Below are 26,225 nucleotides of genomic sequence, written 5' to 3' on the forward strand. Positions count from 1 at the left end.
GCAAAAGCAAGCCTTTTTGGAGGATATTCAAGTTATTTCAACTTTTTCGAGCCGTCCAGCGCACCCTGCACCAAAAGCGCGACATCGTGCTTTAAAACTTCGGGATTTACGTTTACGGAGAGAATTTTTCGGCACACGGGGCAAGCGTATGAAACTCCTTTCCAGGGGCCTCCCGCGTCTCTTTCAAGCTCTATTTCCTCTACGTTCAAACGAGTTATTGTTGCGTTGCAATAAGGACACTTTGATTTGTTTGCCATAGTAAAATATCTCCTTTATATACAGTATCATAAATATAAATTTGCCCGCCATGCAAACATATTTTTAAAAAAAATGCCTCCAAAGGGGCAGTTCTTTGCAAACAGATAAAAACCTCTGTTTATTACAGTCTTGACGAAACGAAAGGCGATATTTTAATAGTACGGCTTAAAGAATTTTATTATGGCAGTTGACATGGCAACAATCGAAGGCCTTTGCAAGCGCAGAGGGTTTATTTTCAGGTCGTCCGAAATCTACGGCGGCTTTAACGGGTTTTTCGACTACGGGCCTCTTGGCGCGGAATTGAAAAACAACATCAAGCAGGCTTGGTGGAAAGACTTTGTGCATAAGCGCGACGACGTTGTGGGCTTGGACGCTTCCATTATAATGCACCCCAATGTTTGGCGGGCTTCGGGGCACGTTGACGGATTTTCCGACCCGATGGTTGACTGCAAGGAGTCGAAATTGCGCTTCCGTGCCGACCAGCTCTTCTTTGCGGAAGTTAAGGTTGACGGCGAAACCATAGGCTATGTCTCTGTCTTGGAAGACGAAAATATGCAGCGCGACGCCGAGGAAAAAGCGGCGGAATTAAAGCGCAAGCTTGCAAAGCAAGGCTCGTTGGGGGAAATCGTCCTAAAAAATTACATGGATGCAAAGCCGTTTGAATACGAGCTTATCCCTTCTCCCGCGACAGGCAAGGCGGGTTCTCTCACTCCTCCGCGCGACTTTAATTTGATGTTCCAAACCTATGTAGGCGCGCTCCGCGACGAAACCGCGATAGCCTATTTAAGACCCGAAACGGCGCAGGGCATATTTGCCGACTTTAAAAACATTGTTGACACTTCGCGCGTCAAGCTGCCGTTTGGCATTGCGCAAATCGGCAAGGCTTTCCGCAACGAAATCACGCCGCGCAATTTCATATTCCGCAGCCGCGAATTCGAGCAGATGGAAATCGAGTATTTCATTTCACCATATGACGATTGGAAGGCTCTGCACCGTCAGTGGATTGACGCATGCAAGGCTTGGTTCGTTTCGATAGGGCTTCCCGCAAAAGACTTGGCGGAAGACGTCCATCCGCAGGAAAAGCTCGCCCACTATGCAAAGGCGTGCACCGACATCACCTTCCATTTCCCGCACGGATTGCAGGAATTGCAAGGCATCGCCGTTCGCGGAAACTTTGACCTTACCCAGCATCAGAACGCCTCCAAGACAAATTTGGAATATTTTGACGAAGCAAGGAAGGAAAAATATTTGCCGCACGTCATCGAGCCGTCTCTCGGCGTTGACCGCACTTTCCTTGCGGTGATGACCGCAGCTTACTCCGAAGACGAAGTTCCAAACGACAAGGGGCAGGCTGAAAAGCGCACTTTCTTAAAATTCAGCCCGCGCATAGCCCCGTTTAAGGCCGCGGTGTTCCCGCTTGTCAAGAACAAGCCCGAACTCTTCAACCGCGCGCGGGAAGTTTACGCGAAACTTCAAAACCGCTGGAACGTGTTTTTCGACGCAACCGGCGCAATCGGCCGTCGCTACCGCCGCCAGGACGAAATCGGAACGCCGTTTTGCATCACTATTGACTTTGAGACAATCGAAGGCAACGGCAGCGTGACTTTGCGCGACCGCGACACGACGAAGCAAGTCCGCCTCAGCGTTGACGAGGTCATAAAGCATATAGAAGAAGCGGGGGCTTAACCCCTTTTTGCATAAAACAGCACAGCCGAAGATTAGTAGTCTGCGGCTGTGTATGTTTGCGGTTCAAAATCGGAAATCTCAAATTCGTAGTCTGGAATTACATATTCATTATATATTGTGCTTACGTAAATCGGGAACGGGAATGTGTCGAATTTGGCGGTTTTTGTTTCTCTAAGGAGCATTCTCGGCAAATCGGGTTCGCGCGTTGAAATCGACATTTCACTCAGCGCATAGTCGGCTTCAAAAAATATCTTGAAAGCGTAAATTCCGCTTGAAATATCCGCTCTTGAAATATCGAAATCAATGTCGTTTAAAAACGGGCCTTTCAACATCAGGAGCACTTGATTTCTTTCATCCGTTGAATAGAACAAATCAAACTGCCTATCCATCGGCTCTGTCAAAAAATTGCCGTCGGCAAATGCCGCAACTTGCGTTTCCCTTCCCGTTTCGTCAAAAACGGTTTCATCAAATTCAGTGGAAAATTCAAAACTGCGGTTGTAGAAATGGTCGCTATGGAAATCGACTTTCGCATGCCCTGAAAATTTTACCTTGCGCATATTCCAGTAAAAATCCATCGCTTTTTTCAGATTGATGTTTTTCAGGGTTTGGAAGCCTTCGGTTTCGTCGTTTGAAAGCCTAGGCAGGCAAAAGTTAAAGCCGTTTCCACAGCCTAAGATTGTGAATGGTTTTGGCATTGCTTAGATGATGTTGCTCATTAAAAAATACGCATGGCGCGGATTGCCGTTTGAAACTATCAAAAGTTTTTTTAACGATATGTCATTGACCTCGTCGGTCGATGGAATGTCGTTTGGGTCGATAGAGACAATTTCGCTTCCGTCTTCGGGGTTTGCAATCGAAAGCTTGTACGAATCTTGCGGAAAGCCCGCGATTACGGGGGTGTACACATTGTCGGAATATTGGAAAGTGTTGTCTTTTGATGTCTCGCCCGTCAGGCGTATTTGCGGGTTTTGCACGGTTTTTCTGGTTGACGCCGTGCGGAAAAGCTCCGCGATGTCGGCGGGGTAGAGGTGTTTCGGAGGCCCGAATTTTGCTTTCAGCTCTCCTTTAAAAATGTCGAGAGCCGTCTCCGTAACGCAAGCGTTTTCAAGTTCGTTTTCATAGAGGATGTTTTTTAGGAACAAGCTTAGGTTTTGCGCGTTTATAATGGCGCATTCTCCCTCTGTCTGCGTATCTTCTGTCGCCTCAAAAATCGCTTGCGCAAGCCCCGAGGGTTGCGGCTCCTGCTTTGATGTCGTAACCGTTCTCGAATATGTTGTGGTGCGCGCGTTTGTTGCAAGCAGTTTCAAGCTCACGCTTTCCATGCCGGCGACTTTCCCGTCTATGTAATATTCTACATCTGCCGATATAGTGTCGCGCTCGATGGCGCAAAGCATCCACTCCATGATGTTGCCCGACAAAAGTTCGCGCGGAAGCGTTGATTTTCGCTTTATGTTCTTTAAATTAAAGTGCGATATTTTTGAATTGTTCAAAAACGGGACTTTGCTTTTCCACCAGCTTTCACTTGAAATTGAAATGTCCGCCGTTTCAACTTTTTGGTGCTGTGTCTTTTGGGAATAGCCGCCTAGCGGAACGGTCAGCATGAGGGAATTTTTGCAGCCGATGTCGGATTCGGGGGGATATACGTCGCGGCTTACCGCCTTGAAAGCCGCGCCGTTTACGGTGTTTGTCTTTTCATAGTTTACGCATACGTTTTGCACTTTTAAATCGTTTCTCTTTTCAAACGAAATACTTTTGACGGCGGCGTTTTCTATCGACACGGTCTCGCAGGCGGAGCGTTTTTTGAAGTTCAATACAGGGGTATTTTCGTTTGAATAATCAAATTCTGTCGCGATGTCGGGCATCCATTTCAGGACGCGCAAAATCGCCTGCGCGCAGGACATGTCGGAGGCTTCGTCTGCGGGAATTTGGGTTGATATGCCGATTTCGCTTGTTGAAATGCCCGCTCCCTTCGAGTTTGCGCACGCAATGATGTCTGCGATTTGCTCTCCTGCCGAAATTTTTTCCCCGTCTGCGGACTGCCCGAGAATTATTCGCGATATTCTCTGCGGCGATATTGCTTGGGCGTCTTCAAGCAGAGCCTGCCAATCTTGTGTGTAGGGGATTTTTTCAAGCTCCGCCCACGCGTTTTTAAAGACTGCCTCATAACTTTTTTTCTGCGCCGAAATGGAAGTTTTCAGGGAATTGCAGTTTCCCGCAAATCTGCAAACTCCGTTAAAAAACAGCGAAAGCTTGTCGCCTTCCGCGAACGGGAACTTTTTTGGCGAGGAAATTTTAAAATAGTCGGAAGCCAGCGTGCGCAGGTTAAGGACTGCCGATTTTAATTTTAAATCGCCAATAGGAAAGGGTTTCCCGTTTATTTTTACGCTCCATTTTTTTTGCGGAGAATTCATATTTGGTGCCTTATGTTGCGAAGCTGGCTTGCTGTCTCTTCAAGTTTTGAGTTAAGCGAAGTTATTTCGTTTTCGAGAATCTGCATTTGCCTTTGCATTTCCGCAACGGCTTCGGCAAGCTCTCTTTCGAGGTTTTTGATTTCTTCTTCCATTATATTACTCTCCTGCCTCTCCCGCCGTAAATTCAAGCGAGTGGCTTGTTATGCGCCCTTCGACTGACGCCTTGCATTTCGACATTGCCGCATTTTCTATTATAAAGGATTTTTTGCTTTCTCCCTCTCCGAAAATGATTTCGAGCGGCGATGGCGGCAGCTTTGAAATTTCGCGGAGAAATTCAATGCAAAATTCTTCAGCAAGCGCGGGAGTCTTGCGCGAGTTTTCCACGCTGAACGCAACCGACGAGACGCAGTTGCCCCTGTCCGAAACCATTGCGTTTTCAAGCCCGATTGCCTTGTCGGTTTGCAGGGTCTTTTTTAGGGTGAGCGAAAAATTTTTTGGGGGATTTTCAGGAGTCGATATTGTGAGATTCGAGTATTTTATTTTCATTTTTTATCCTAAAACCGATTGGGTTGAGAAGTTTACGAGCATTGCGGATGTTTGCATATTCTTGTTTTCAACGCGCTGCCATGGATGCTGTTCTGAAATCCGCACCTTGCCGTAGCCGCAGTCCGCGGGAGCCGTCCAGTTGTGCAGGGCAAGCGTGACGCTTTCGGCGATTGAGGCAATGGACGGGGTGTGCTTTGCCACGGCGTCGTCGCGTTCGATTAAAATCTGCAAATCGACTTTTGAGAACACGGGGCCCGCCGCGTATTTTGACGCGCTTTGCGGCATTGGAACGCGCACTGTGATTTTTACTCCGCACGCGGAATTTCCTGATTTGAGATTGCCGGGCTTCGCGCTTTCAAGATATATGTTCGCGGTTGCGAAATCTCCTGCAAGCAAAAGCCGCCTGCCGACAGCCTCTTGCAATTTTTCTATTTCCGATTTCGTGGTCATAGCCCCTCCATGGTTTTTGACGAAAAGTTTTGCCGCCTGCTTTTCAAGATGCTGACGCCTTTCTTTTTCGCGGTTTTTATGCCGTAAAGCGGCTGCGACACGGGTAGTTTGCCTTCCGCAACCCTTGCGAGTGTTTCGCGCGCCAAATCCGCGCGCTTTGAAATTGAAGGGGGCATCGGCATGTCGGGAAGGCGCGCCTGCAATGCTTCCAGTGCAAGCGAAAGAGCGCATTCTTTTAGTTCGGGCGGAATGCGCGAATGGTCGGGGTCTATGCTATTTATTTGTCCCGCAGATATTTCAGCCCTTATGCGCGACACCGCCATGGATATCACGCTTTCTGCTATGTCTCTTCCCGGGCTTGCAAACTCCGCCGCTTGCAAAATTTCAAGCTGGCTTTTGTTTAGCGATATTTCCAAGTCTTGATGTGTTATTTTTATCCAGTTCATAAAAAGTTGGCACGCCCGCGGCGTTTTTGCCGCGCCGCGGGCGGCTTGGGGTTAGGAGTTTGCTATTTCAAGGGAGCGGACTCCGAGCGTGCTTGTCGCCACAATGCTCGAATAGTGCTCGACCGTGATGTCGGTATATTTTGCGTGTTCTTCCAAATACACTCTGAACGCCGTGCCTTCGGGGCTTGGAGTGTAGAAGCGTTTCAAGTTTGACGGCTCGTCTTTTGAGGCGCCGTCGAATGCGCTGAATGCGAATATTTTGTTGGAGGCGATTTTTGCCTTTTGCGTCGGGTTTTGCTGGTATCTCGCCGACAAGACTTTGCAGCCTTCAAGCATAAATTTCGCGGCAAGCTCGTCGGGGGTGAGGGAGCTTGCCCTGAATGCGACGGATGTTGACTGGTTTTCAAGGCAGTCGAGGCGCATCGCCCATGCGTCTTCGCCAAAGAGGATTTTGTTCGCCCTCACTCCGCTTTGGTCGGCGCATGCCGAAAGCATCGCTCTGATGTCGGCGTCGGGGTTTGCGGAAGAATTCCAGATAGTCTTTTCCCCGTCGTTTTGCGCAATGGTTTCAAGCGCGGACATTGCTCTTCTAAGCTCGTTTCGGAGAAGCCTCTGCAACAAGATTTGCGTATAGCGTTCCTGCCAGTCGTCGTCGGCAACTTCGTCGTGGTCAACGCGCATGGTAAGACCCTTGTTCAAGGTCTTTTCGTTCACGCTTTCGCCCTTGTATTGCACTCTTTTGAATTCCGAGCCGATTGCGCGCAGATCGTCGCTTTCGGAGTAGAACGCTTCGGCGTTGTCGGAGCGTTTGAATTCAAATCGCCTGCCGACTGGAATTGCGGGGGCTATGAAATTTAAGATTTTTGAGGCGTCATTATCCTGCCAGCCGACAGTGAAGGCGGTGAGGGCTTCGGAATATGTAGCCGCGTTGAATTTGTTTTGGTTTGCCTGTGTGATGTTTTCCATTTCTTTTTCCTCTTATGAATTTCTTACAATCATCCAGTTGATGAGGGTGGAGTTGTTTGTGCCGTTTGCATCGAGGGTGAAGACGACTTTTCCGCTTTCGGAATTTATGGCGGCCTTTACTTTTGTTTCAGAACCGCCTGCCTGTGCGAGCACGGCAAAGGCGCAGTCGTTTTCTTTTATTCCCGAAATAGTGAGATAATCCGTTGTTGACGCGCCTGCCGCCCATGTGTGAAGCCCGCATGCGAGGATTTCATAGGCTTTCATGCCAAATCCTTGGGGATCGACTTCTACAACTCCGCCCGAGGAAGTGGAAGAGAGGGCAATCCCCACCTTGTGGCAGTTGGGGCTTATGTTTGCCGAAACCTTTCCGCCGTCTGCCGAATAGAGCAAATCGCCTTCCATGACCGCGCCGTTTGCAATACAGATTATGGAGCTTTCGGCGCATCCCGGAAGCGCGACATCTAAGATGTCCCCTTCTTCGCCGCAATCGGTGCATACGCCAATCGGTGTGTCGATGGCGCCTGCTACTTCGATTCCGCCTTCGCTTGCTTTGACAAGCAGGTTCGACGACGGAATTTCGGATTTTGCGACGCGGGTTATCCTGCCTGCGTGCGTGCCTTCGGCGATGTTGCAGAAGGGGCGGTTTTTGAACGCGCAAAAAAGACGCGCAATGTATGTTTTTATTTTTTTCATCGTATTTTCCTTTGTTTGTTTTTTTGGGCTGTCAGCCCATGAATTATTTTGTTTTTGCCGCGCCGTAGTATTTGCGGCGTATTTTTGCAAAGCTTGCCGCGTAGTCTCCGCCGTTTTCTTTTGCGAGGGCGAGCGCCATTGCCGCCATTTCAAACGCCTGCGGCTTTTGGCTTAGTTTTGCGATGTTTTCATCCATCTTTTCGTTTTTTAGAAATTCCGCTTCCGCCGAAACCGCCTTTTCCGATTTTATGCATTCGGCGATTTTTTTAATGGCAAGGGATAATTTCACTTTCATCTTTTCGACTTCCGAAACAGACTTCTCAAAATCCGCATAAGATAGCAGCATCGAGCCGCTCGACGGAATGTTCGGGCGGTTTGTAAGCCCCGCCGAAATGAGCCTTACGGGTCTGAAATAACCGTCTTTTAGCTTTTCCATTTGCCATCTTGGCGACAACCATTTGAGTCTTCCGCTTTGAATTTCCGAAAAAACCTTGCGTTCGTATCTTGCGCAAATCACAAGCCCCTGTTCCGTTATGCAGACGCTTTGGATTTTGCCTGCGGATTTTAACGGGAAAATTCCGCCTTTGTCGTCGGGGTGTCCGACGTATATGGGCAAGCCTCTTATTCTCGCAAGGCTTCTCATGAAGTTGTTGCGGATTTTTTCGCAGGCGGTTTTGTCAACAACCTGCATTCCTTTTGGATGCGCCCAGTTGCCAAAAGGGCATAGGAGCTGGACAGAGTCGATGTATTCCCTGTGCATTTCACTTTTCCTCTTTCAGCGGAAAGCCGAAGCGTTTTGCGAGTTTTAGCGGGTCGGGTTTTAAGCCTATTTTTGCAAGGCGTTCGATTACGGAAAGTTCCGACAAATGGCTTTCGTAGTCCGGAAGCCGCAGTATGAACTTTGCGCGCGGCGCGGTATTGCCGAAAGCAAGCTCGATTACGGTTTTGTCTATTTGCATGTTAAGTGTTTGCGATATATTTTCGGCGTCGTCTTCCTCAATCAGGGAGCTTTCGTACCATTGCGAAGTCGAGCCCAATTCGCTCTTGCCTCCCATTGTCGCGAGGTCTCCGCCGCGCCAAAGCGCGCACAGCATTCTGTCCATTCTTTCAACGAGCTGGGGATAGGGCAGTGCGCCGCGGCTTGACAAGTCTATCGCTTCGATGTCCGTACCCTGCGAAAACACTGCGTGAAATTCCGCTCCGAAGTCGCTTGCTGCTTTGCACGCCGCCTCCCATTGTTCGCTGCCGGGATAGGCGTCGGTTTTGGCTTTCACTCCCGGCATTCCGTTTCGCTCGCAGTAGATTAGCCAGTCGCGCAGTGTGAGATGCTTGAAAATGTAGGCGATTGTGCTTGGTATCATAAGCCCGTCAGAAGTTGTTATGAGCCATTCTTTTTCTTTAAGCTCCGTTCCTTCTCTTAACTGCCCCTCGCACTCCAAAAGGCGAAGCGACCCCGAAGTGTTTTCAAAAAGCCAAAGGGGATAGCGGACGAATTTTGCGGAAAGCGACGAACCTTTTCTTTTAAATTCCACTTTGTGCGCGGAGTATTTCATTCCCACCGATTCCATCATCTGCATTACGAGCATTCTAAGCCCTCCGCGCTCGTTTTTATCGGCAAGGTTTTCTACTTCGATGGAAGAGTAGAAGTCTCTCAGAACCTTTGCGTGCTCCTGCGCCGTTTTACTTTCATCGAGCGCGACGACTTCCCCGTCGAGGCGGGCGACGCATTTGCGGCGTTTTAGAAAAAGCCCGCTTATTAAGTCGTCCCGCATTGCGACCGCTTCAAATATTCTTGCCGCCGCGCCGAGTCTGCCCGCTTCAAAAGCTTCGATTGCCCTCGCCAGTGTTTCGGGCTTTAAATTTCTTAACGCGCCTGTCCCGATTCTTCGGGAAGGCATTTGAATTGATGATAGATTTGCGTTCATGGGCGCAATATAACCCGAAAGCAAAAATTGCGCAAACGTACTTTGGATGTATTGGATTAAACTGATTGTTTTGATATGGCGCGTGCGTTTGATATTTTTGAAGTTTGTGGATTTTGGGTTGATTTTTGCGTCGAAAAATAAAAGATAAAAAACATGGAAAATGCGGGAGACGAAATTTCTTCATTGCGCAAAATGATTGCGGAATACGAGCGGCTTTACCGCATTGAAAACGCGCCTGCAATAAGCGACGCGGAATACGACAGGCTCTTGCGCAGGCTCCGCGATTTGGAGGACGCCCACCCCGAATTTTACAGCGCGGATTCTCCCACTCAAAAGGTTGGCGACGATGCTTCAAGCGGGTTTGAAAAGCGCGCCCACCTTTCAAAAATGCTCAGCTTGGACAATGCGTTCAGCTTTGAGGATTTAAAGGAGTTTGACGAGAGACTGCGCAGGGCGATAGGCTCTTCCAAAGCCTTGAAGTATGTAGTTGAGCCTAAAATAGACGGCGCGGGGATTTCCGCGGTTTACGAAAACGGCAAGCTTTCGCGCCTTTTGACGCGCGGAAACGGAAGCGTGGGAGACGACATCACGCGCAATGTTTCCGTCGTAAAAAATCTTCCGCTTGAATTAAGTGGCGGGAATATTCCCAAGCTTTTGGAAGTCCGCGGAGAAGCCTTTATGGCGAATTCCGAATTTGATAAAATTCGGGCGCGGCAGGAGGCTGAATTTGCGGCGGACGAACAGGCGCGGTTTGACGGGGAAGAAGAGGCAAATCCGTCAAAAAAAATTCGGCTTTACGCAAATCCGCGCAACCTCGCGGCGGGGACTTTGAAGCTTCTCGACAAGAAAATTCTTGCCCAAAGGTCGCTTCTTGCGAACTTTTATTCGATAGGGAAAATAGAGGGAGCGGAGATACTTTTTCAAAGCGATCTTGCTAAGTTTTTAAAGTCTTTGGGTCTTCCGTCTGTCAATTGGTATTCCATTGCTTTCGGGATAGATGAAGTTTTCCAAAAAATTTGCCTTCTTGACAAAGAGCGCGGCGCGTTCGACTTCAACACAGACGGTGCGGTTGTGAAATTAGACGATATGTCGCTTTACTCTCTCGCGGGGTGGACGAGCAAATTTCCGCGCTGGGCAACCGCATGGAAGTACAAGCCCGCGCGCGTAAAAGTTCGAATTTATGACATCACTTTGCAAGTGGGAAGAACGGGCGCGATTACTCCCGTTGCGGAGCTTGAAGACGCCAAAAAAGAGGGCGCAAGGCTTCCTGTTTTGCTTTCGGGCACAAACGTTTCGCGCGCAACATTACATAATTTCGACGAAATTGCCCGAAAAGACATAAGAATAGGAGATGTTGTCGAAATCGAAAAGGCGGGAGAAATCATACCTGATGTCGTTCGCATTTTGCCCGAATACCGAAAGGAAAACGCAGTGGCGTATGCCGCGCCTAAACATTGCCCGAAGTGCGGCTCAACTCTTGTTCGCAATATCGACGAGGCGGTTTTAAGGTGCATAAACCCCGAATGCCCCGAACAGATGCGAAGAAGAATTATCCACTTCGCGTCCCGAGCCTGCATGGATATAGACGGGCTTGGCGATGCTGTTGTTTCCCAACTTGTGTCTCTTGGAATTTTGAAAAATTTTGCCGACATTTACACTTTGAATGCCGACGATTTGTACAAAATAAAGAATTTCAAGCAAAAATCCGTGGAAAATCTTTTGAGCGCAATTCAAGACAGCAAAAAGCGGGATTTGTGGCGGCTTATTTCGGGGCTTGGCATTCCGTATGTCGGGGAGCGCGCGGCAAAGGATTTTGCGCTTGCCTTTAAGAGTCTCGATTCTTTCATGAGTGCGGACATGAAGGCTCTTTCCGATATTTCGGGGGTTGGGGAGCGGATAATATTTTCTGTCTTGCAGTTCTTCAAAAGCGATGAAAATTTGCGCATAATAAACAGGTTGCGCGAAAGCGGACTGAATTTCAAGGCGGAGGAAAATTCGCAATCGGCGGCTTTCGGCGGCAAGATTTTCGCGCTTACGGGAACTTTGAATTCTATGGGAAGAAGCGATGCAAAACGCCTTATAGAGTCTTACGGCGGCAGGGTAGGCTCAGGCGTAAGCAAAACCACCGATTTTTTAATAAGCGCAAGCGAAAGCTCTTCTAAATTAGACAAAGCCCGCGAATTGGGCGTAAAAATTCTGGGCGAGGACGAATTTCTTTCGATGCTTAAAGAAGCCGAAGCTTCCGCGGGATTCGGCGTAAAGTCGGACGAAACTCCCATAAAAAGTAAAAACTCTTCGCCCCAAAATTCTTCGGGGCAAATGTCGCTTTTTGATTTTTAAAAGCGCAAAAAAAATCGGCGAACTCTAATTGAGCCCGCCGATTTTTTATTTTTGAAAGCCTACTTTACAAGTTTTGTTTTAAGCCCCGCCTTCATGCAAATCGCGTATAAACCCGCGCCCACAAAGAAGGAAATAACGGGATTGAACGGCAAGTCTTTAAGATAGCCGAACATCGGCAAAACGCCGATGATAAAACCTGCCGCCCATGCTATCCAGCCTGCGGGGTTAAGACCCGCCCTTGCGCCCGACCATTTGAAGCCTGCCAATACATAGTCTGCCGCCAATGCTCCGCAAATGGGCGCGAAGCTTGCTCCGAAGAACACGAAAATCGTAACGGCTTTTCCCGCAACGCCCGTTAATGCAAGCGCGATTGCCGCCGCTCCGCCAATCGCAACGGAGAGGTTTGCGTTGATTTTCGGAAGCATTGTTTTAAACGAATTTGCCGCAATCATTGCCGAGAAGCATGCGGCGGGGAAAGCGGAAATCGCCAAGAGGAACATGCAAATCTTTCCTATTGAAGAACCCAATACCGCGTTCATTACGACTGTCGCGTCAAGGGGCATTTTCGCCTGAATCAATGCCGGCAGCATATCTTTGTTGCCGTACGCGCCTGCTACAATTACGATTGCCGCAACTGCCGTGAAAATCATAAAGAAAGTGATGCCGACCAAACCGCCCCAGCGGACGTCGCTTTTGTTTCTTGCTCCCGTTGCAAAGTCCGCGCCTGCCGCGCCTGCAGTTGCAAAGAAGCCAATCATTGCGGTTGTTATAAGGGATATGATTGCAAGTTTGGAAATGGGAGCCGCCTTTGCCGCGTCAGCTATTGGTGCAAAGACTTTGGGATCGAAGTTTGAAACCGTGCAAGCGGTTTTTGCAACGAGAATGATTAAAATCACAAGGGGAATGAGCGGCAGATAAGTGGAAATTTTTGCGACATACTTAATACCTACAAGTCCCATGAAAGTTGCAAGCGCACCCCAGGCTATCATTATACCGTAGAGCGCGGCGGTTGTTTGCATTGATTCTGGCAGGCACATGTAAAGAAGCGCGGAAGAGCCCGCAATGTTTACGCCGACCCAGCCGAACTGCAAAAGCCCCATTAAAAGCCCGGGCATTACAATGCCGCCTTTTGCGCCGAATACCGAAGAGCCTATCACATAAAGAGGCATTCCGCTTTTCATGCCCATAAGTGCGGGAACTTTGTAGTAGAGCAAATAGCACAAAATCGCGCCTATCACCACGCCGATAATCGGAGTTAAAACGCCCTGTGCGAGACCGCCTGCTCCCGCGCCGATGTTTACCGTGTTTTGCCAGAACACGAACCATAAAATTATCCCCGCATACGACGGAGCGATGTTTTTGAACCAAGCCGTTCTGTTTTCCGCGGAGTTCGGCTTAGCCTCCGCCAAATATGATGGTAGATTTTCTTTCATACAATTTATGTGTTAAATGAATTACATAAAATGCTAAGCTGAAATTATTTTTTTATCAAGCCAAAAGAGACGCGCAAAAAAAAGACCCGAAATGTTCGGGTCTTGATATTCTGTGGAAATTTTAAAATTCGATGCTGAGTTTTGCTCCGTACCAAACATGGTCGCTCTTTTCGCGGTAGAAATAGCCCGCGCAGTCTTTTTCTTCAAACCTGTCGCAATAGCGTATGCCGCCGCTTATCGAAATGTTGGGGGTGATGGCGTATGCCAAGTCTGCGGTTGCACCCCAATACATATAGTGCCCGAATTCCGAAGTTTCGGATTTTATGTAGGCGCAATTTGCGCTGAGGGGAAGGGTCAGGTTGTTTAAGCCTATGTAAGCTCCTATCGGAAATTCATATGAAATCGATGCTTCGATATTGTGCGTTTCAAGCTGAAAATTGTAGTAGTAATACACGGAAGGGCTGATGTTAAAGCCGAAGAGAAGATCGGTTGTGTCTATTGTAATTCCTGCGTAAATTTCGGAATCGTAGTATTTGCCGTCGTGGTCTGAGGGGTACCAGTAATATTGGTAGCCGACATCGAAAACAAAAATGCTTAGCGAATAATTAAGACCCGCGTAAAAATCAACTTCTTCGAGGTTTTCCAGCTCACCCGTCGATTTGTTTTTCTTGTCCTTCAAAGGCTCGTTCATCCATGCGCCTGCGTACGCGTCAAATCCGAGAATTTCATAGGAAAGTTCGATGTTCGGCTGTATGGAATGCCCTGCGAGCTTGTCGCCCCTGAACATGTATGCGGTAGTATATTCAACCGATGCCGAGACACTCAGGTTTGAAAGCGAGGGGTTTGTTATCGAGTCGGTCGGAAAGCTTCCGTCATGGGCGTAAGACGCCGCGGAGATGGCAAATATGCCCAGGATTGATGCGATTTTTTTCATTTTCTGTATGTTTTTTTTGGTTAAAGGTTAAAAATCTTTAAAAATATGCAAGTTTTGCAAGCATTATTTCTCCAAAATCCATATATTGCGGAAGCTGACCTTGTCGTTATGGTCTTGAAGCTTTAAATTGTACGGCGGCATCGGATGGCGGAAGTTTTTGCGCTGAGGCTGAGGGCAGCTTGTTCCATGAGGAAATTCCGTATTTGAATGTATTTTTACGCCGTTATGCCAAACGTTAACTTTGGCGTATTCCATAATCTTTCCGTTTTCAAATTTGGGAGCGGTAAATTCAATGTCGTAAGTTTGCCACGATTCGGGCGGAAGCGAAGCGTTTACTTGCGGAGGCGTTATTCTGTACGCCGCGCCGCAGTCGTTCCAGCCGCCGTCATTTCCAAATGAGTCGAGAATTTGGATTTCGTAAGGTCCCGTAAAAAATCCCGAATTGCCCCTTGCCTGCGAGTCGTGGTTTGGCATATAGGGAATTTTAAATTCCAAATGTATTTTGAAGTCTTTGAATTTTCTCTTGGAAACGATGGTTTGGTTTTTGCCTTTTTCTTCGCCGTCTTGCGCGCGCGCCACTGTCATTGAGTTGTCGTTTGAAATTTTCCAGACACATTTTTTGCCACGCTCATTTTGCCATTCGTCAGTGTTCGAGCCGTCAAACAGCACGATTGCGCCTTTCGGGGGCTTTTCTCCGAGCGTGGGAGATTTTCTTTCGATTTTCTTTAATTTGAGGACGCCGCTTTTATTGCCGCTTGAACATTTGAATTCGCCGCCGTTTTCGCCAATTTCACCGCTGAATTTGTATCGGCCTTCGTTTTCGATTTTAAGCACACCGTTTTCGGGCTTCAAAGCTTTTGCCAAGACTTCAATATCGCTTCGCTTGTCAAATTCCGGCATGATTTTTAGGCGGTAGCCGTCTTTATGCCTTGAAATTTGGGCGACCATTTCCTTGTTGTTTTCGTAAGGATATATTTTGAAGTTTTCGATTGTGCCTGCGTATTCTCCGACGAGAGGATCGACTGCAAACGCGCTTAAAGCAGATAAAAACAATGTGGCAAATGCAAATTTCATAAAAATATTTTGCTTGCGTGGCAGAACATTGTCAAGAGCGTTATAAAACGCCCTTTAATTGCTTTGACAAAGAATTCCGATTTTCGATAATAAAAAAATATGAAAAGATATGCTGTCATTATGGCGGGAGGCATGGGCGAACGCTTTTGGCCTTTGAGCAGGGCGGAAAGACCCAAACACTTGTGGAATATCACGGGCGGGGATTGCATGCTTTCGCTGACATTTGCGAGAGTTGCCCGCTTTATTCCGAAGTCGAACATAATGATAATAACAAATCCCGCGCAGATAAAGGGAATTAAAAAATACTGCCCCGAAATACCGCAGGAAAACATAATATCGGAGCCTGTCGGCAGGGATACTACTGCGGCTGTCGGGCTTGCGGCGTTGCTTGTCCGCTTGCGCGCAAAGGGCGACGAATCTTCATTTGCGGTATTTCCATCCGACAGCGCCGTAAACGATGCCGAAGGGTTTTCGGAAACAATCGCGAAAGCCTTTGAAGTCGCGGAGAAGGGCGAAAGGCTTGTAACCATCGGCATTAATCCGACTTTTCCCGCCACGGGCTACGGCTACATCAAGCGTTCGTCCGAGGAGGACGGCGCGTATAAGGTTGAAAGATTTTATGAAAAGCCCAACGAAATGCGCGCGGTTTCTTATCTTGAAAGCGGAGATTTTTATTGGAATTCGGGGATTTTCGTATGGCTTACTTCGTCTATTTCAAATGCTTTAAAAGACAACGCGCCAAAGACTTTCGGCATATTTGAAAAAATCGGGCGCGAGCTTGAAAACGGCGGAGATTTTGACAAGATTCTTGCCGAATATTATCCGCAGATAGAGAAGATAAGCATAGATTTTTCCGTAATGGAAAAATCGCAGAACATTTGGGTTGTGCCCGCCGCTTTCGATTGGGACGATGTAGGTTCATGGGCTGCGGTTGAACGCCATTTGAAGCGCGACGGGAAAGGAAACATCGTAAACGGCGAATTTTATTCGTGCGACGCTTCCGACTGCGTGGTTTTTGACACCGCAAACAGGGTTACCGCCATTGTAGGTCTTAAAGACATTGTGGTTATCCATTCTGACGACGCCACTTTGATTTGCAGGAAAGACTGCACAGAGAAAGTCAAGGAGCTTGTGCGCATTCTGCCGCCGAAGCTCAAATGATTTAAGTTTTTTTTTACAGATATTCGGCGGGGTTGCCGAAAGCGCATCTTGATTTTTCGACGTCTTTATCGGCATGCGAATTTATGCCGAGCGTCGAGTTTTCAAACATAGTCATGCCGCTTTCAAGTATGGAAGAAGACGCCATGAACGCCCCGTCTTTCAGAGTTGCATTTTCCCCGACGACGCATTGGGAGGATATTGTGCAAAAATCTCCCGCTTTCGCTCCGCTTGAAATTTTAACTGACGTATTTATCGAGGCAAAGCTTCCTATTTCAACATTTGAGTCAATTACGCAAAATGGCGCGATTACCGCGCCTTCCGATATTTTCACGTTTAAGCCCAAAACGGAGCTTTGATGTATGAATGTGCCGAATTTTGCGCCTTTTGACTTCAAAATATCGGCAATGTTTTTTTTGATTTTGGGATTTGCCACTGCAAATATGACAGTGTCGCCTTCAAGAGGCTCGTAGCTTGCAAAATCTGATATTATTTTGTGGCAAATTCCAAATCCTTCAAGCGCGTTTGGGTTGTCGTCAATAAAACCGCGTATACTTTCAGGCGATTTTGCGTTTAACATATACGAATAAACTTCACGCCCGAATCCGCCCGCGCCCGCTATCACGAATTTTTTCATTTTTAAGACAGAAAACTTTGGAATTTTTGCCAGGCTTCCGAATTTAAGCTGCCGATGCCGCCCTCGATTTCGCCGCTTTTTAATATGGTGAAATTTCTCAAATTCTTGCGGGGAGAGCCGACGCTCAAATCGGAATTGGAGCTTACCTTGACGCTTCCGTCTTCGCAAATATTTATCTTAATTTCAGCGTTGTCGCAGACTTTTATGTCGTCTAAAAAATCTTCTATTCTTGAAAATGGAATGTTTTTTGCGGCTTTTTTTATTTCGTTTTCAACCTGCGTCTTAACGAGGAAAGGGGCTTCCATCTCAAGGCTTTTGACTTCGCCCGAAAAGTCAGTTTCAAGGCTTGAAACGGTTGCGACGGTCATACCCATAAACTTGACGCCAAGCGGCTTTGAAAAGCGCGCGGACAATCCTTCGCCCGTTTCAATTTCTGTTTTTGCTCCGCTTTCCAATGAGGAAAACGGCGAGTCTATTTGAAGAGAGTTAAGAATTGTGATTTTTACGTTTTTCAAAGCCGTACCTTTTCTTAATTTCGTCTGTTTTCTATGGAGGATAAAAGCTCCTTCATAAACTTTGGCTGGTTTTTGCATTCAAAATGTATTTTTACATTTCTTGCACCGTCGGTTTTGAGCGTAAATTTGTTCCAGCCTTTGTCGAGAGGCAAAACCGTGAATGTCTTGCCGTCTTTTGAACGCTCCGCCATGTCTTTGCCGTTAAGCTTCAATTCAACCTTGTTTTGCGAAACCATGTCCAAAACGGGCATGTTCGGCTCTGCGAGCAAATCGACGAGCGAGCGCGGAGAATATACCCAGAACGAAAATTCCCTGCATGAAGAGGGCAGATCAATCTTGCCGTTCTTGGCGGTTTTTACTTTGCCGTCTTCGCTTGCCACAACCCTGTTCAAAGAGCCGTCTTCGCCCAACGCCCTGACTTCGTCGGCCTTAGATTCCGAAAATGTCGCGCCGAGGTTTGAGAGCATCTTTGAAATGAGGGCTGAGCTTTCGTTTGCAATCGGTGCAAAGTTGATGGTGGAAACTATGATTTCCGCTCCTTTTTTGTTTTTCAGGCTCATAATGGCGTTGCTCGAACCTTTTGCTTCGCGTTCGCTGCGGATTACCGCGCCCGTTTTTGCGTATTCGGCGCGCTTGTTCCACTGTTGCCAATCAGTGTTGCAAGCTTCGGCGATAAGTTCTGCGTTCTTTGCAAATTCGCCCGCCAAGCCGTATTCCATCAAAGAAGTGTCGTTATTTACAAGCTCGCTGAAATATATGTCTTTGTGGTTCAAGCCCGAAAGCATTGGCGAGTTTGCCTTTTTTATAAACGAGGTTGCCTTGCGCTTTTCAAGCTCGATTTTGTTTTTGCCGAGGATTGAATTGAGCTGTTCGGCACTCTCTTCACAAATGCCCAAAACCACAATATGCGCATTGTTCTTTGCCGCCTTTTTTACTTCGTCGAAGTTTTCTATTTTTTTGAGGCCGTCAACGATTATGAGCGAATTTTTGTAGTTTTTGGCTTTCTTGGTTTCCAAGCCAGCCGCTCTAAGCTGTATGGCAAGCGGAGAATTTTCATCTGCAATAAGTTCCACTGCCGCAGCGGGTTTTAATGGTTCTGCGTCCTTTTCGGGTTCGGGATACTTAATTTCAAACGGCTCTATCGGATCGGCGTTTGCCGCTTTTGCCGCGTAGAACATCGGCCACGGCTCGTAAAGAGGCATGGACTTGTCGTAGGCGGGGTTCAAGGTAGAGGTGTAAGGTCCGAGCCTTTCAGGCTGCATGCCGTATGCGCCTTCTTTAAATTCGGGGAAGAATACGCCATCTTCCAAAGTCGGAGCTTTCGATGTGTCTTTCAGACCGAATGGCAGGGGCTTTAATCCGTACCATGCAATGTTGAACACGCAGGCGTAAGCCGCACCCTTGTTGCGCTGTTCGGTGAGATCGCGGTAAGTTTCGATTGCGATGGCTTCCATTCTGCCGAGCATTGATTCGTATGCGCGGTTGCCGTTATATTTTGACGCTTGAAGCGGAGTTCCATAATAGGCCATGGTCTGTTCGCCGATACCCCAGGGCAAAGGCTGTTTTGACATGTGGTCGATATTGGCATAGTGCCCCATTGCAGTCGGGAATTTTGTTTTTTGCGGGCGGTTTGTTTCGCCATCGCCCGAAATCCAGTCGCGGGTGGGGTCGAGAGTGCGGCATACGTCTATCCAGCCGTTCATGTTCTCAATTACCCTGTCAACCAATTCTTCCGGAGATTTAAATACGTGGATTGCAACCGCCAAGACTTCGTTGCATACGCTCCATCCGAATACCGACGGATGGTTGCGGTCGCGCTTTACAAAGCGTTCAACATGTTCTTTTGCCCTTTGCATGTAAAGGTCGCTGTCGTATTTTGGAGCACCCCCGCTTGCCCATATCGCGGATTCGTCGAGCACGCATACGCCGAATTCGTCTGCGACATCCATATAAAATTCGGGATAAGGCTGTGCATGAAATCTGACGGCGTTTATGTTTGCGTCCTTCATCATTTTAAAGAGCGACCACGCATAGCGGCGCGTCATTTGGGGAACTCCCATGAAGTGCCACGAATCGCCTTTTAGCATATATTTTTTGCCGTTTAGGAAAAGTTCCTTGCCTTCGATTGTAAACTGCCTCCAACCGAAACGCTGAACTTTGACGTCTTTTCCCGCAGATATGACCGCCCCGTAGAGGTTTGGAGTTTCTGGCGTCCAAAAATCAAGCTGGGATACGTTTTTAACTTCTATCGTTAAGGTTTTTGAAGAGTTTGCGGGAACTTCAACCTGCGTTGCGCCGAGGAGCAGTGCGGGAGATTTTTCGTAAGCTCCTTTTTCGACGGGGGCTTCTTCAACGCTTGTCCCCGCCAAATTTTTCCATTTTCTGACATCGCCGCCTACGGAAATTTTCTTGGAGGTTTTTGTCGTGTTTTTAATTTCAATATCAAATGCGAGCGTTGAGTTTTTCACGTTCGGGCGCACAAATACATCGCTTATGTAAACTTCAGGCTTTGCGAGCAGGTAAACGTCCTGCCAAATGCCCGACACATGTTCGCCCCAGAAAGAGCCACCCATGTATTCAATTCTTCCGAATTTGCCCTGCTTGTTGTAAAGCTCGGCTTTTGCAACTCCCACTAAAATTTCATTTTTTCCGCCGATTTTTACCAAGTCGGTGATGTCGGCTTCAAAGGGCATAAACATGTCGAAGTTTTCCGCGGCTTTCACTCCGTTTACATAGACTTCGCAGTTGCCCATTACGCCGTCAAAACGCAAAATCACGCGCTTTCCCGACCAGCTTTGCGGTATTTCAAAAGTTCTTTTTTGCCAGCCTATTTTCGCATTTTTCCAATTTTCGGGATAGCTTGGAAATGCGTTGAAATCGCCGCCTTTTACGTTGTTGGAGGCAAACCTGTTTACATTCCACGGAGACGGTATTTTGATTTTTACCGAATCCGCCTTAAATTCTTCGGGAACTTTGAAATCTTCTTTCTTGTTCGAGAAGACGGGCATAAAATCCCAAGAGCCGTTAAGGCATATTTCGTCCCTTGCGGTTTTTTCGAGTTCGTTTACTTTGTTTGCAAGCGGATTGAACGGATGGTTGAATTTCACTCCGCCGAATGCGCTTGCGCATAAGAGCGACATTGCCGCAATTAAGGTTAAGATTTTTTTTGCATGTTTCATAGGTTTTCCTCTTTTGTATATATAAAAGGTATAAAAGACGCTTTTTTTGTCAAGACTTTGCAAGTTTCCGCTTTCGCAAATTAAAACGGCAAAAAGCGTCATTTAGATGAAATTTCCATCAAAGATTGCAGATTGAATGAAAAAAGAGGGGGATAGAAGACTTGTAGCGAAGATAAGCTAATCGCGTGGAATGCGCAGTAAAACCATGAAAGCAATATCATCAAAAAATCGCTATTCCACAACCTTTTGTGTTGAGCCAATTTTTGTGGTCGAACCCATTGGGTTCTCGTCCCTAATCGTATAAAACAAAAAAGCCTGACTTGCGTCAGACTTTTATCTAAATGGTTGTCCGATAGGGACTCGAACCCCAACAAAAAGAGCCAGAATCTTTTGTGCTACCATTACACCATCGGACAATTCTCATTTTGTAAGAATTTAAATCTGGCGATTTTTTTTGCAATGTCAAGGTTTTTTCTAAAAAATGCTTGACATTCATTTGGTTTAACCATTTGGTTGACATCTATGATTTTAAAAAGCGAGGAATACAGGGACATAAACTTTGACGTTGCGGAAAATTCCCACGATACGCGCAGCATCATTGCGCTTGCCGCCATCGATGAGTTTGCCCTTCGTTCCGTTGACGGTGCCCGCACTCGGCACATTGCCAAGAAGGCAAACGTAAACCATGCCGCCATATCTTATTATTTCGGCGGAAAATGGAATATGTATCTTGAAATCATACGCGTGCTGGTGAGGCATTTTTCCAAGCTTTTTGCGCCCGTCTATGAAGAGTGCGAGGCTTTTTTAAAATCCGAAAACAAGTCGCGCGCGCAGGCTGTCGGGCTTTTGAAAAAATATTTGGTCCATTCTCATCAATTATATTTGAAAGATCTTTCTTCAAAAATCGACATGATGATAAAGAGGGAGGAAAATTTCCCGACGGAGGCTTTCGACATCGTTTTTGAAGAGGGCATCCGCTATCACTTTTCAACGCTCAAAAGGCTGGTTGCTTTTTTGAAGCCGGAACTTTCGGATGAGGAAGTTTCCGCAATATCGATTTCGATTGTCGGAATGAACTCGTCAATCACTTCTTGCAGAACTGCGTTTTTGAAGCTGAACGGCAAGGACAGCCTTACGGTTTCGGACATCGGGCTGTTTTCCAAAACAATAGAAAATTTAATAGACAAAATATTTCAATGAAACATTTAAATCGTATGAAAAAGGAAGCTAAAAAACTACTCTTGGCATCTTTAACGCTTGCAGGCGCGTTTATTTTTTCCGCCTGCTCAAAACAGGAAGCTGTTTCGCAGAAGCCGAATTCCGCTCCCGAAGTGACAGTGGCTCTTCCCGAAAAAAGGGCGGTCGAAATTTGGGATTCTTTCACCGCGCGTTTGGAAGGCAACAAGGAAGTTGAAATACGCGCGAGGGTTAACGGCTATCTTTCAAAAATATGCTTTAAGGACGGCGAATTCGTGAAAGAGGGGCAGCTTTTGTTTGAAATCGACCCGCGCCCGTTCATCGCGGTCGTAAAGGAATGCGAAGCGAGTATAAAGGAAGCTGAAAGCCGCATTGTTTTGGCGAAGGGCAATTTGAAGAGGGCGGAGGAGCTTATAAAGACCAACGCCATTTCGGGCGAAGTTTTGGAAACCCGCAAATGCGAGCTTTTGAGCGCGGAAGCCGCTCTTTTGAGCGCGCAGGCAAGATATACCGAAGCCGCTTTGAATTTGGAATTTACCAAGGTATTGTCGCCGATAACAGGGTTTGTGAGCAGAAGGTATGTAGATGAAGGCAACCTTGTAAATGCGTCTTCAACCTTGCTTGCGACGGTCGTTTCAAGAAAGATTATTTATGCGTACTTCAACATCAACGAGCGCGATATTTTGCGCTACCAGAAGAACGGGCTTTTCAAAAGAATGAAGTCGGGCGATTTGCCTGTCGTCAAAATGAAGCTTTTGGACGAAGACAACGATTCGCATGTCGGGAAGCTCACTTATGTCCAAAACGAGTTCGACATGGGCAATTTGGAATTGAGGGCTGAATTTGACAACGAAAAGGGCGAACTCTTCCCCGGCGTTTGGTCGAAGGTGTCTTTGCAGAGCGAAAAAGCAAAGGAAAAGATACTTGTTCCCGAATCGTCGGTCGGCACCGACTTGGTTGGAAGGTATGTTTTGGTTGTGGACGACAAAAACAAGGTTAACTATGTTCCCGTGCGCGTAGGCGAAACAATCGGCAAGATGCAGATTGTCGAAAGCGGGCTTTCTGGAAGCGAAAAAGTTGTTGTTGTCGGCATTCAGAGGGCTATTCCCGGCACGCAGGTTTCTCCCGTGGAAGCCAAAGTTCAGGATATCGTAAAAGAAGAAAAGAAATAGTCTTCGTTTAACCATAAATTTTTCAAGCAATGAAATTTTCGCACTTTTTTATCGACAGGCCGATTTTCGCTTCGGTCATATCAATCATAATAGTGCTGGTGGGCAGCATTGCGTATTTCAATTTGCCCGTCACTCAGTATCCTGAAATCGTGCCTCCGTCGGTGGTGATTTCGGCAAATTATCCCGGCGCAAGCCCCGAAGTCATCATGAACACCGTCGCCGCCCCAATCGAGGAGCAGGTAAACGGCGTTGAAGACATGCTTTACATGCAAAGCCAATGCTCTTCGGACGGTTCGATGCAAATTACCGTGACATTCAAGACGGGCACGGACGTTGACAAGGCGCAGATTTTGACGCAGAACCGCGTTGAAATCGCCAAGCCGCGCCTGCCCCAGGATGTAACGAGCATAGGCGTTACAGTAAAGAAGCGTTCTCCGAACATTATTTTGTTCACTTCGTTGATTTCTCCCGACAACAGCCGCGACAAGCTTTATTTGACAAACTACGCCATTTCCCAGTTGAAAGACCGTTTGGCGCGTATTAAGGGCGTAGGCGAAATCAATATTTTCGGCGCAAAGGAATATTCCATGCGCGTTTGGATGGATCCGGACAGGCTTGCGTATTTGAATATTTCCCCGAACGAAGTTTTGGGCGCATTGCGCGAGCAGAACAAGCAGGTTGCGGCTGGCAAAATCAACCAGCCGCCGATGGATACGGGGTCGGCTTTCGAGCTTATCATCAATGCCCAGGGTCGTTTGCAGACGGAAGAGGAGTTCGGCAACATTATAGTTAAGTTTACCGAAGACGGGAAGGTCATAAAATTAAAAGACATCGCCCGATTGGAATTGGGGGCTTACACTTATGCCGACGAATCGTATTTGAACAACATGGACATGATTTCAATCGCATTTTACCAGTTGCCCGGTTCCAATGCTTTGGAAACTGCCGACAGCATCATAAAGGAAATGGAAACTTTGAAAAAGGATTTCCCGTCGGGGGTTGACTATGTGATTCCTTTCAATGTCACCAAGTTTGTCGGCGAGTCCGTCAACGCGGTTTACCACACGATTTTTGAAGCGGTTATCCTCGTTGTTTTGGTTGTAATGATATTTTTGCAGAACTGGCGCGCCGCGGTTATTCCGCTTTTCGCAATTCCTGTTTCTTTGATTGGCACGTTTGCGATGATGTATGCGCTTGGCTTTTCAATCAACAATTTGAGCTTGTTCGGCTTGGTTCTTGCAATCGGCATCGTTGTTGACGACGCAATCGTCGTTGTTGAAAACGTTGAAAGAAACATGAACGACGGGCTTAAAGTAAGGGACGCCACGAAAAAGGCGATGACGCAGGTTCAGGGCGCGCTGATTGCCATTGCTCTCGTGCTTTCGGCGGTGTTTATCCCCACTGCGTTCATCGAGGGTATTTCCGGGCAGTTTTACAGGCAGTTTGCAATTACCATTGCCGCTTCAACAATATTTTCCGCGATAGTATCCCTCACACTTTCCCCCGCGCTTTGCGCTTTGTTCCTTACGGAGCGCGACGCCAAGCCCGACTTGTTTACTCGTTGCTACAATTTCCTTTTTGGCTGGCTTTTCAGGGGATTTAACGCCTGCTTTGCTTGGGTTTCCGAAAAATACGGCAAATTGGTTGCGCAGTTTGCGCGCTTTTGGATTATTGTTTTGTTCTTGTATGCGGGATTGCTCGGGGGCGCGGTATGGTTTTTTGACAACACTCCGAAGGGCTTTATTCCCGGGCAGGACAGAGGCTATTTGTTCTCTTCCATACAGCTGCCCGACGGCGCGTCTTTTGAAAGAACGCAAAAAGTGATGAAAAAGGCGAGCGAGCATATTAAGAATATTGACGGCGTAAGCTATGCAATCGCGATTGCGGGCTTAAACGGCGCGACGTTCTCTCGCATGTCGAATGCGGGAACGATATTCATCAATCTTGAGGACTTTGACGTCCGTTTGCCGAAGGGCGCGACAGCGAGCAAAATCATTGCGCAGGCAAACGCTATTTTGGCACGTGAAATCCCAGAAGCCGTTTCGTATGTTCTTGCACCTCCGCCCGTTGACGGTTTGGGCAACGGCGGCGACTACAAGTTCTATGTTCAAGACAGAGTTGGCTTGGGTCTTGATACTGTTCAAAAATACACGAATTTGATGGCGGCGAAGGCGACTCAGGAGCTTGACCCCGTTTCGTTCGCGTTTACCACTTATCGCGTTTCAAATCCCCAGCTTTATGCCGACATTGACCGCGAGCGCGCACAGAAGCTGAATGTTCCGATATCTTCGATTTTTGATACGATGCAGTACCATTTGGGTTCTGTTTACGTCAACGATTTCAACATTATCGGCCGCGTTTACCGCGTTGTTGCACAGGCGGAGGGTAAGTCGCGCAGGGAAGTAAGCGACATTTACAACCTCTATGTTCCGAATGCGCAGGGCAAGAATGTTCCGCTTGGCTCCGTTGCGAACGTAAGGAGAATTGTAGGTCCTGTAACCACCATGCGTTACAATCTTTATACTGCCGCCGAAGTCCAAGGCAACTTGGCTCCGGGGTATTCGACGGGGCAGGCGATTAAGGAAATCGAGGCTCTCGCTGAAAAAGAGCTTCCGAAAGGCATGGGCATTGAATGGACTGACATCGCCTATCAGGAAAAGCTTACGGGAAACACAGCAATGCTTGTGTTTGCGATGTGCGTGGTTTTCGTATTCCTCATTCTTGCGGCTTTGTATGAAAGCGTGACTTTGCCACTCGCTGTTATTTTGGTCGTGCCTTTGGTGTTGCTCTTTGCGATTATGGGCGTGCATTTCAGAGGAATGGACAACAACATCATGACGCAAATCGGCTTTGTCGTTTTGATTGGCTTGGCTTGCAAAAACGCGATTTTGATTGTGGAGTTTGCCCACCAGCGCGAAATGAAGGGCGAAGAGCTGGTCTCTTCCGTCCGCAACGCTTCCAAAAACCGTTTGCGCCCGATATTGATGACGTCTTTCGCGTTCATTTTGGGCGTTGTGCCTCTCGCTTATGCGACGGGCGCGGGTAGCGAGCTGCGCCAGGCGTTGGGCACTTCTGTATTCTTCGGAATGATCGGGGTTACGGTGTTCGGATGCGTGTTCACTCCTGTATTCTACTATGTGATACGCAGATTTTTTGCCGCGAAGCAGAAAATCGAGGCAAATTAAATTTTGGAGGAAAAAAACTA

At 47.5% G+C, this 26,225-nt stretch carries 23 protein-coding genes and 1 tRNA gene; 6 read left to right on the forward strand and 18 right to left on the reverse strand.

Features of this window, described 5'->3' with window-relative positions; all coding sequences use genetic code 11:
* Positions 1-32 precede the first annotated feature (32 nt).
* Entirely contained in the window at positions 33-257 is a 225-nt protein-coding gene (locus tag MOX91_RS00675) for a hypothetical protein (protein WP_370396148.1), read from the reverse strand.
* Positions 258-438: 181 nt separating this feature from the next.
* Between MOX91_RS00675 and MOX91_RS00680 the strand changes: the two genes are divergently transcribed.
* On the forward strand, positions 439-1,944 hold the full coding sequence (locus tag MOX91_RS00680; RefSeq protein ID WP_370396149.1) for a glycine--tRNA ligase: 1,506 nt from the start codon (positions 439-441) through the stop codon (positions 1,942-1,944).
* A gap of 32 nt (positions 1,945-1,976) precedes the next feature.
* Here MOX91_RS00680 and MOX91_RS00685 read toward each other — a convergent pair whose 3' ends face one another.
* Genes MOX91_RS00685 through MOX91_RS00730 form a run of 10 tightly spaced genes read right to left on the reverse strand, consistent with a single transcriptional unit; the run spans position 1,977 to position 9,354 of the window.
* Positions 1,977-2,639 carry a hypothetical protein gene (locus MOX91_RS00685; protein ID WP_370396150.1) on the reverse strand — a complete coding sequence of 221 codons (663 nt, stop codon included), beginning with the start codon at positions 2,637-2,639 and terminating at the stop codon, positions 1,977-1,979.
* 3 nt (positions 2,640-2,642) lie between these two features.
* Positions 2,643-4,355 carry a hypothetical protein gene (locus MOX91_RS00690; protein WP_370396151.1) on the reverse strand — a complete coding sequence of 571 codons (1,713 nt, stop codon included), beginning with the start codon at positions 4,353-4,355 and terminating at the stop codon, positions 2,643-2,645.
* Positions 4,352-4,507 (reverse strand): hypothetical protein, encoded by a 156-nt coding sequence (locus MOX91_RS00695; RefSeq protein WP_370396152.1) that lies wholly within the window; start codon positions 4,505-4,507, stop codon positions 4,352-4,354. The genes MOX91_RS00690 and MOX91_RS00695 overlap by 4 nt, the downstream gene beginning before the upstream one ends.
* A gap of 4 nt (positions 4,508-4,511) precedes the next feature.
* Positions 4,512-4,901, reverse strand: coding sequence for a hypothetical protein (locus MOX91_RS00700; protein ID WP_370396153.1), 390 nt, complete (start codon positions 4,899-4,901; stop codon positions 4,512-4,514).
* A gap of 3 nt (positions 4,902-4,904) precedes the next feature.
* Positions 4,905-5,351, reverse strand: coding sequence for a hypothetical protein (locus MOX91_RS00705; RefSeq protein WP_370396154.1), 447 nt, complete (start codon positions 5,349-5,351; stop codon positions 4,905-4,907).
* Positions 5,348-5,797 (reverse strand): hypothetical protein, encoded by a 450-nt coding sequence (locus MOX91_RS00710; RefSeq protein ID WP_370396155.1) that lies wholly within the window; start codon positions 5,795-5,797, stop codon positions 5,348-5,350. The genes MOX91_RS00705 and MOX91_RS00710 overlap by 4 nt, the downstream gene beginning before the upstream one ends.
* A gap of 51 nt (positions 5,798-5,848) precedes the next feature.
* Positions 5,849-6,763, reverse strand: coding sequence for a hypothetical protein (locus MOX91_RS00715; RefSeq protein WP_370396156.1), 915 nt, complete (start codon positions 6,761-6,763; stop codon positions 5,849-5,851).
* A gap of 12 nt (positions 6,764-6,775) precedes the next feature.
* Positions 6,776-7,456: a hypothetical protein gene (locus MOX91_RS00720; protein WP_370396157.1), complete on the reverse strand. Its 681-nt coding sequence runs from the start codon at positions 7,454-7,456 to the stop codon at positions 6,776-6,778.
* Positions 7,457-7,499: 43 nt separating this feature from the next.
* Entirely contained in the window at positions 7,500-8,216 is a 717-nt protein-coding gene (locus MOX91_RS00725) for a phage protease (RefSeq protein WP_370396158.1), read from the reverse strand.
* 1 nt (position 8,217) lies between these two features.
* Positions 8,218-9,354 (reverse strand): phage portal protein family protein, encoded by a 1,137-nt coding sequence (locus MOX91_RS00730; RefSeq protein ID WP_370396159.1) that lies wholly within the window; start codon positions 9,352-9,354, stop codon positions 8,218-8,220.
* Positions 9,355-9,534: 180 nt separating this feature from the next.
* Between MOX91_RS00730 and ligA the strand changes: the two genes are divergently transcribed.
* Positions 9,535-11,721 carry an NAD-dependent DNA ligase LigA gene (gene ligA, locus MOX91_RS00735; RefSeq protein WP_370396160.1) on the forward strand — a complete coding sequence of 729 codons (2,187 nt, stop codon included), beginning with the start codon at positions 9,535-9,537 and terminating at the stop codon, positions 11,719-11,721.
* A 59-nt stretch (positions 11,722-11,780) separates the two neighbouring features.
* Here the strand turns inward: ligA and MOX91_RS00740 are convergent, their stop codons facing one another.
* The 3 genes from MOX91_RS00740 to MOX91_RS00750 form a co-directional block, all read right to left on the reverse strand.
* On the reverse strand, positions 11,781-13,154 hold the full coding sequence (locus MOX91_RS00740; RefSeq protein ID WP_370396161.1) for a purine-cytosine permease family protein: 1,374 nt from the start codon (positions 13,152-13,154) through the stop codon (positions 11,781-11,783).
* A gap of 121 nt (positions 13,155-13,275) precedes the next feature.
* The gene (locus tag MOX91_RS00745) at positions 13,276-14,088 is read right to left on the reverse strand and encodes a TorF family putative porin (RefSeq protein ID WP_370396162.1); all 813 of its coding nucleotides are present in this window, start codon (positions 14,086-14,088) and stop codon (positions 13,276-13,278) included.
* Between the two features lie 63 nt (positions 14,089-14,151).
* The gene (locus MOX91_RS00750) at positions 14,152-15,162 is read right to left on the reverse strand and encodes a 3-keto-disaccharide hydrolase (protein WP_370396163.1); all 1,011 of its coding nucleotides are present in this window, start codon (positions 15,160-15,162) and stop codon (positions 14,152-14,154) included.
* 99 nt (positions 15,163-15,261) lie between these two features.
* Between MOX91_RS00750 and MOX91_RS00755 the strand changes: the two genes are divergently transcribed.
* Positions 15,262-16,323 carry a mannose-1-phosphate guanylyltransferase gene (locus MOX91_RS00755; protein ID WP_370396164.1) on the forward strand — a complete coding sequence of 354 codons (1,062 nt, stop codon included), beginning with the start codon at positions 15,262-15,264 and terminating at the stop codon, positions 16,321-16,323.
* A gap of 13 nt (positions 16,324-16,336) precedes the next feature.
* Here MOX91_RS00755 and MOX91_RS00760 read toward each other — a convergent pair whose 3' ends face one another.
* The 4 genes from MOX91_RS00760 to MOX91_RS00775 all read right to left on the reverse strand — a co-directional run bounded on the left by MOX91_RS00760 (position 16,337) and on the right by MOX91_RS00775 (position 21,067).
* Positions 16,337-16,957: a PglD-related sugar-binding protein gene (locus MOX91_RS00760; protein WP_370396165.1), complete on the reverse strand. Its 621-nt coding sequence runs from the start codon at positions 16,955-16,957 to the stop codon at positions 16,337-16,339.
* A gap of 2 nt (positions 16,958-16,959) precedes the next feature.
* A complete protein-coding gene (locus MOX91_RS00765) occupies positions 16,960-17,472 on the reverse strand; it encodes a hypothetical protein (RefSeq protein ID WP_370396166.1) in 513 nt (170 codons plus the stop codon).
* Between the two features lie 14 nt (positions 17,473-17,486).
* The gene (locus MOX91_RS00770; RefSeq protein ID WP_370396167.1) at positions 17,487-20,651 is read right to left on the reverse strand and encodes a glycoside hydrolase family 2 protein; all 3,165 of its coding nucleotides are present in this window, start codon (positions 20,649-20,651) and stop codon (positions 17,487-17,489) included.
* A gap of 342 nt (positions 20,652-20,993) precedes the next feature.
* A tRNA-Gln gene (locus tag MOX91_RS00775) sits at positions 20,994-21,067 on the reverse strand.
* Positions 21,068-21,173: 106 nt separating this feature from the next.
* Here MOX91_RS00775 and MOX91_RS00780 point away from each other — a divergent pair.
* Genes MOX91_RS00780 through MOX91_RS00790 form a run of 3 tightly spaced genes read left to right on the forward strand, consistent with a single transcriptional unit; the run spans position 21,174 to position 26,205 of the window.
* The gene (locus MOX91_RS00780; protein ID WP_370396168.1) at positions 21,174-21,851 is read left to right on the forward strand and encodes a CerR family C-terminal domain-containing protein; all 678 of its coding nucleotides are present in this window, start codon (positions 21,174-21,176) and stop codon (positions 21,849-21,851) included.
* Positions 21,852-21,865: 14 nt separating this feature from the next.
* Positions 21,866-23,020: an efflux RND transporter periplasmic adaptor subunit gene (locus MOX91_RS00785; RefSeq protein ID WP_370396169.1), complete on the forward strand. Its 1,155-nt coding sequence runs from the start codon at positions 21,866-21,868 to the stop codon at positions 23,018-23,020.
* Between the two features lie 29 nt (positions 23,021-23,049).
* Positions 23,050-26,205, forward strand: coding sequence for an efflux RND transporter permease subunit (locus MOX91_RS00790; RefSeq protein WP_370396170.1), 3,156 nt, complete (start codon positions 23,050-23,052; stop codon positions 26,203-26,205).
* Positions 26,206-26,225 lie beyond the last annotated feature (20 nt).

This window comes from Intestinicryptomonas porci, from assembly GCF_033971905.1.
GTDB lineage: Bacteria > Verrucomicrobiota > Verrucomicrobiia > Opitutales > Intestinicryptomonadaceae > Intestinicryptomonas > Intestinicryptomonas porci.

What these genes read in the sequence shown, in the direction of transcription:
- MOX91_RS00780 (WP_370396168.1), top strand. Translation starts at nt 21,174, where the DNA reads ATGATTTTAAAAAGCGAGGAATACAGGGACATAAACTTTGACGTTGCG.
- MOX91_RS00715 (WP_370396156.1), bottom strand. Translation starts at nt 6,763, where the DNA reads ATGGAAAACATCACACAGGCAAACCAAAACAAATTCAACGCGGCTACA.
- MOX91_RS00750 (WP_370396163.1), bottom strand. Translation starts at nt 15,162, where the DNA reads ATGAAATTTGCATTTGCCACATTGTTTTTATCTGCTTTAAGCGCGTTT.
- MOX91_RS00710 (WP_370396155.1), bottom strand. Translation starts at nt 5,797, where the DNA reads ATGAACTGGATAAAAATAACACATCAAGACTTGGAAATATCGCTAAAC.
- MOX91_RS00695 (WP_370396152.1), bottom strand. Translation starts at nt 4,507, where the DNA reads ATGGAAGAAGAAATCAAAAACCTCGAAAGAGAGCTTGCCGAAGCCGTT.
- MOX91_RS00785 (WP_370396169.1), top strand. Translation starts at nt 21,866, where the DNA reads ATGAAAAAGGAAGCTAAAAAACTACTCTTGGCATCTTTAACGCTTGCA.
- MOX91_RS00755 (WP_370396164.1), top strand. Translation starts at nt 15,262, where the DNA reads ATGAAAAGATATGCTGTCATTATGGCGGGAGGCATGGGCGAACGCTTT.
- MOX91_RS00675 (WP_370396148.1), bottom strand. Translation starts at nt 257, where the DNA reads ATGGCAAACAAATCAAAGTGTCCTTATTGCAACGCAACAATAACTCGT.
- MOX91_RS00680 (WP_370396149.1), top strand. Translation starts at nt 439, where the DNA reads ATGGCAGTTGACATGGCAACAATCGAAGGCCTTTGCAAGCGCAGAGGG.
- MOX91_RS00770 (WP_370396167.1), bottom strand. Translation starts at nt 20,651, where the DNA reads ATGAAACATGCAAAAAAAATCTTAACCTTAATTGCGGCAATGTCGCTC.
- MOX91_RS00690 (WP_370396151.1), bottom strand. Translation starts at nt 4,355, where the DNA reads ATGAATTCTCCGCAAAAAAAATGGAGCGTAAAAATAAACGGGAAACCC.
- MOX91_RS00700 (WP_370396153.1), bottom strand. Translation starts at nt 4,901, where the DNA reads ATGAAAATAAAATACTCGAATCTCACAATATCGACTCCTGAAAATCCC.
- MOX91_RS00745 (WP_370396162.1), bottom strand. Translation starts at nt 14,088, where the DNA reads ATGAAAAAAATCGCATCAATCCTGGGCATATTTGCCATCTCCGCGGCG.
- MOX91_RS00705 (WP_370396154.1), bottom strand. Translation starts at nt 5,351, where the DNA reads ATGACCACGAAATCGGAAATAGAAAAATTGCAAGAGGCTGTCGGCAGG.
- MOX91_RS00720 (WP_370396157.1), bottom strand. Translation starts at nt 7,456, where the DNA reads ATGAAAAAAATAAAAACATACATTGCGCGTCTTTTTTGCGCGTTCAAA.
- MOX91_RS00740 (WP_370396161.1), bottom strand. Translation starts at nt 13,154, where the DNA reads ATGAAAGAAAATCTACCATCATATTTGGCGGAGGCTAAGCCGAACTCC.
- MOX91_RS00730 (WP_370396159.1), bottom strand. Translation starts at nt 9,354, where the DNA reads ATGCCTTCCCGAAGAATCGGGACAGGCGCGTTAAGAAATTTAAAGCCC.
- MOX91_RS00685 (WP_370396150.1), bottom strand. Translation starts at nt 2,639, where the DNA reads ATGCCAAAACCATTCACAATCTTAGGCTGTGGAAACGGCTTTAACTTT.
- MOX91_RS00725 (WP_370396158.1), bottom strand. Translation starts at nt 8,216, where the DNA reads ATGCACAGGGAATACATCGACTCTGTCCAGCTCCTATGCCCTTTTGGC.
- MOX91_RS00760 (WP_370396165.1), bottom strand. Translation starts at nt 16,957, where the DNA reads ATGAAAAAATTCGTGATAGCGGGCGCGGGCGGATTCGGGCGTGAAGTT.
- ligA (WP_370396160.1), top strand. Translation starts at nt 9,535, where the DNA reads ATGGAAAATGCGGGAGACGAAATTTCTTCATTGCGCAAAATGATTGCG.
- MOX91_RS00790 (WP_370396170.1), top strand. Translation starts at nt 23,050, where the DNA reads ATGAAATTTTCGCACTTTTTTATCGACAGGCCGATTTTCGCTTCGGTC.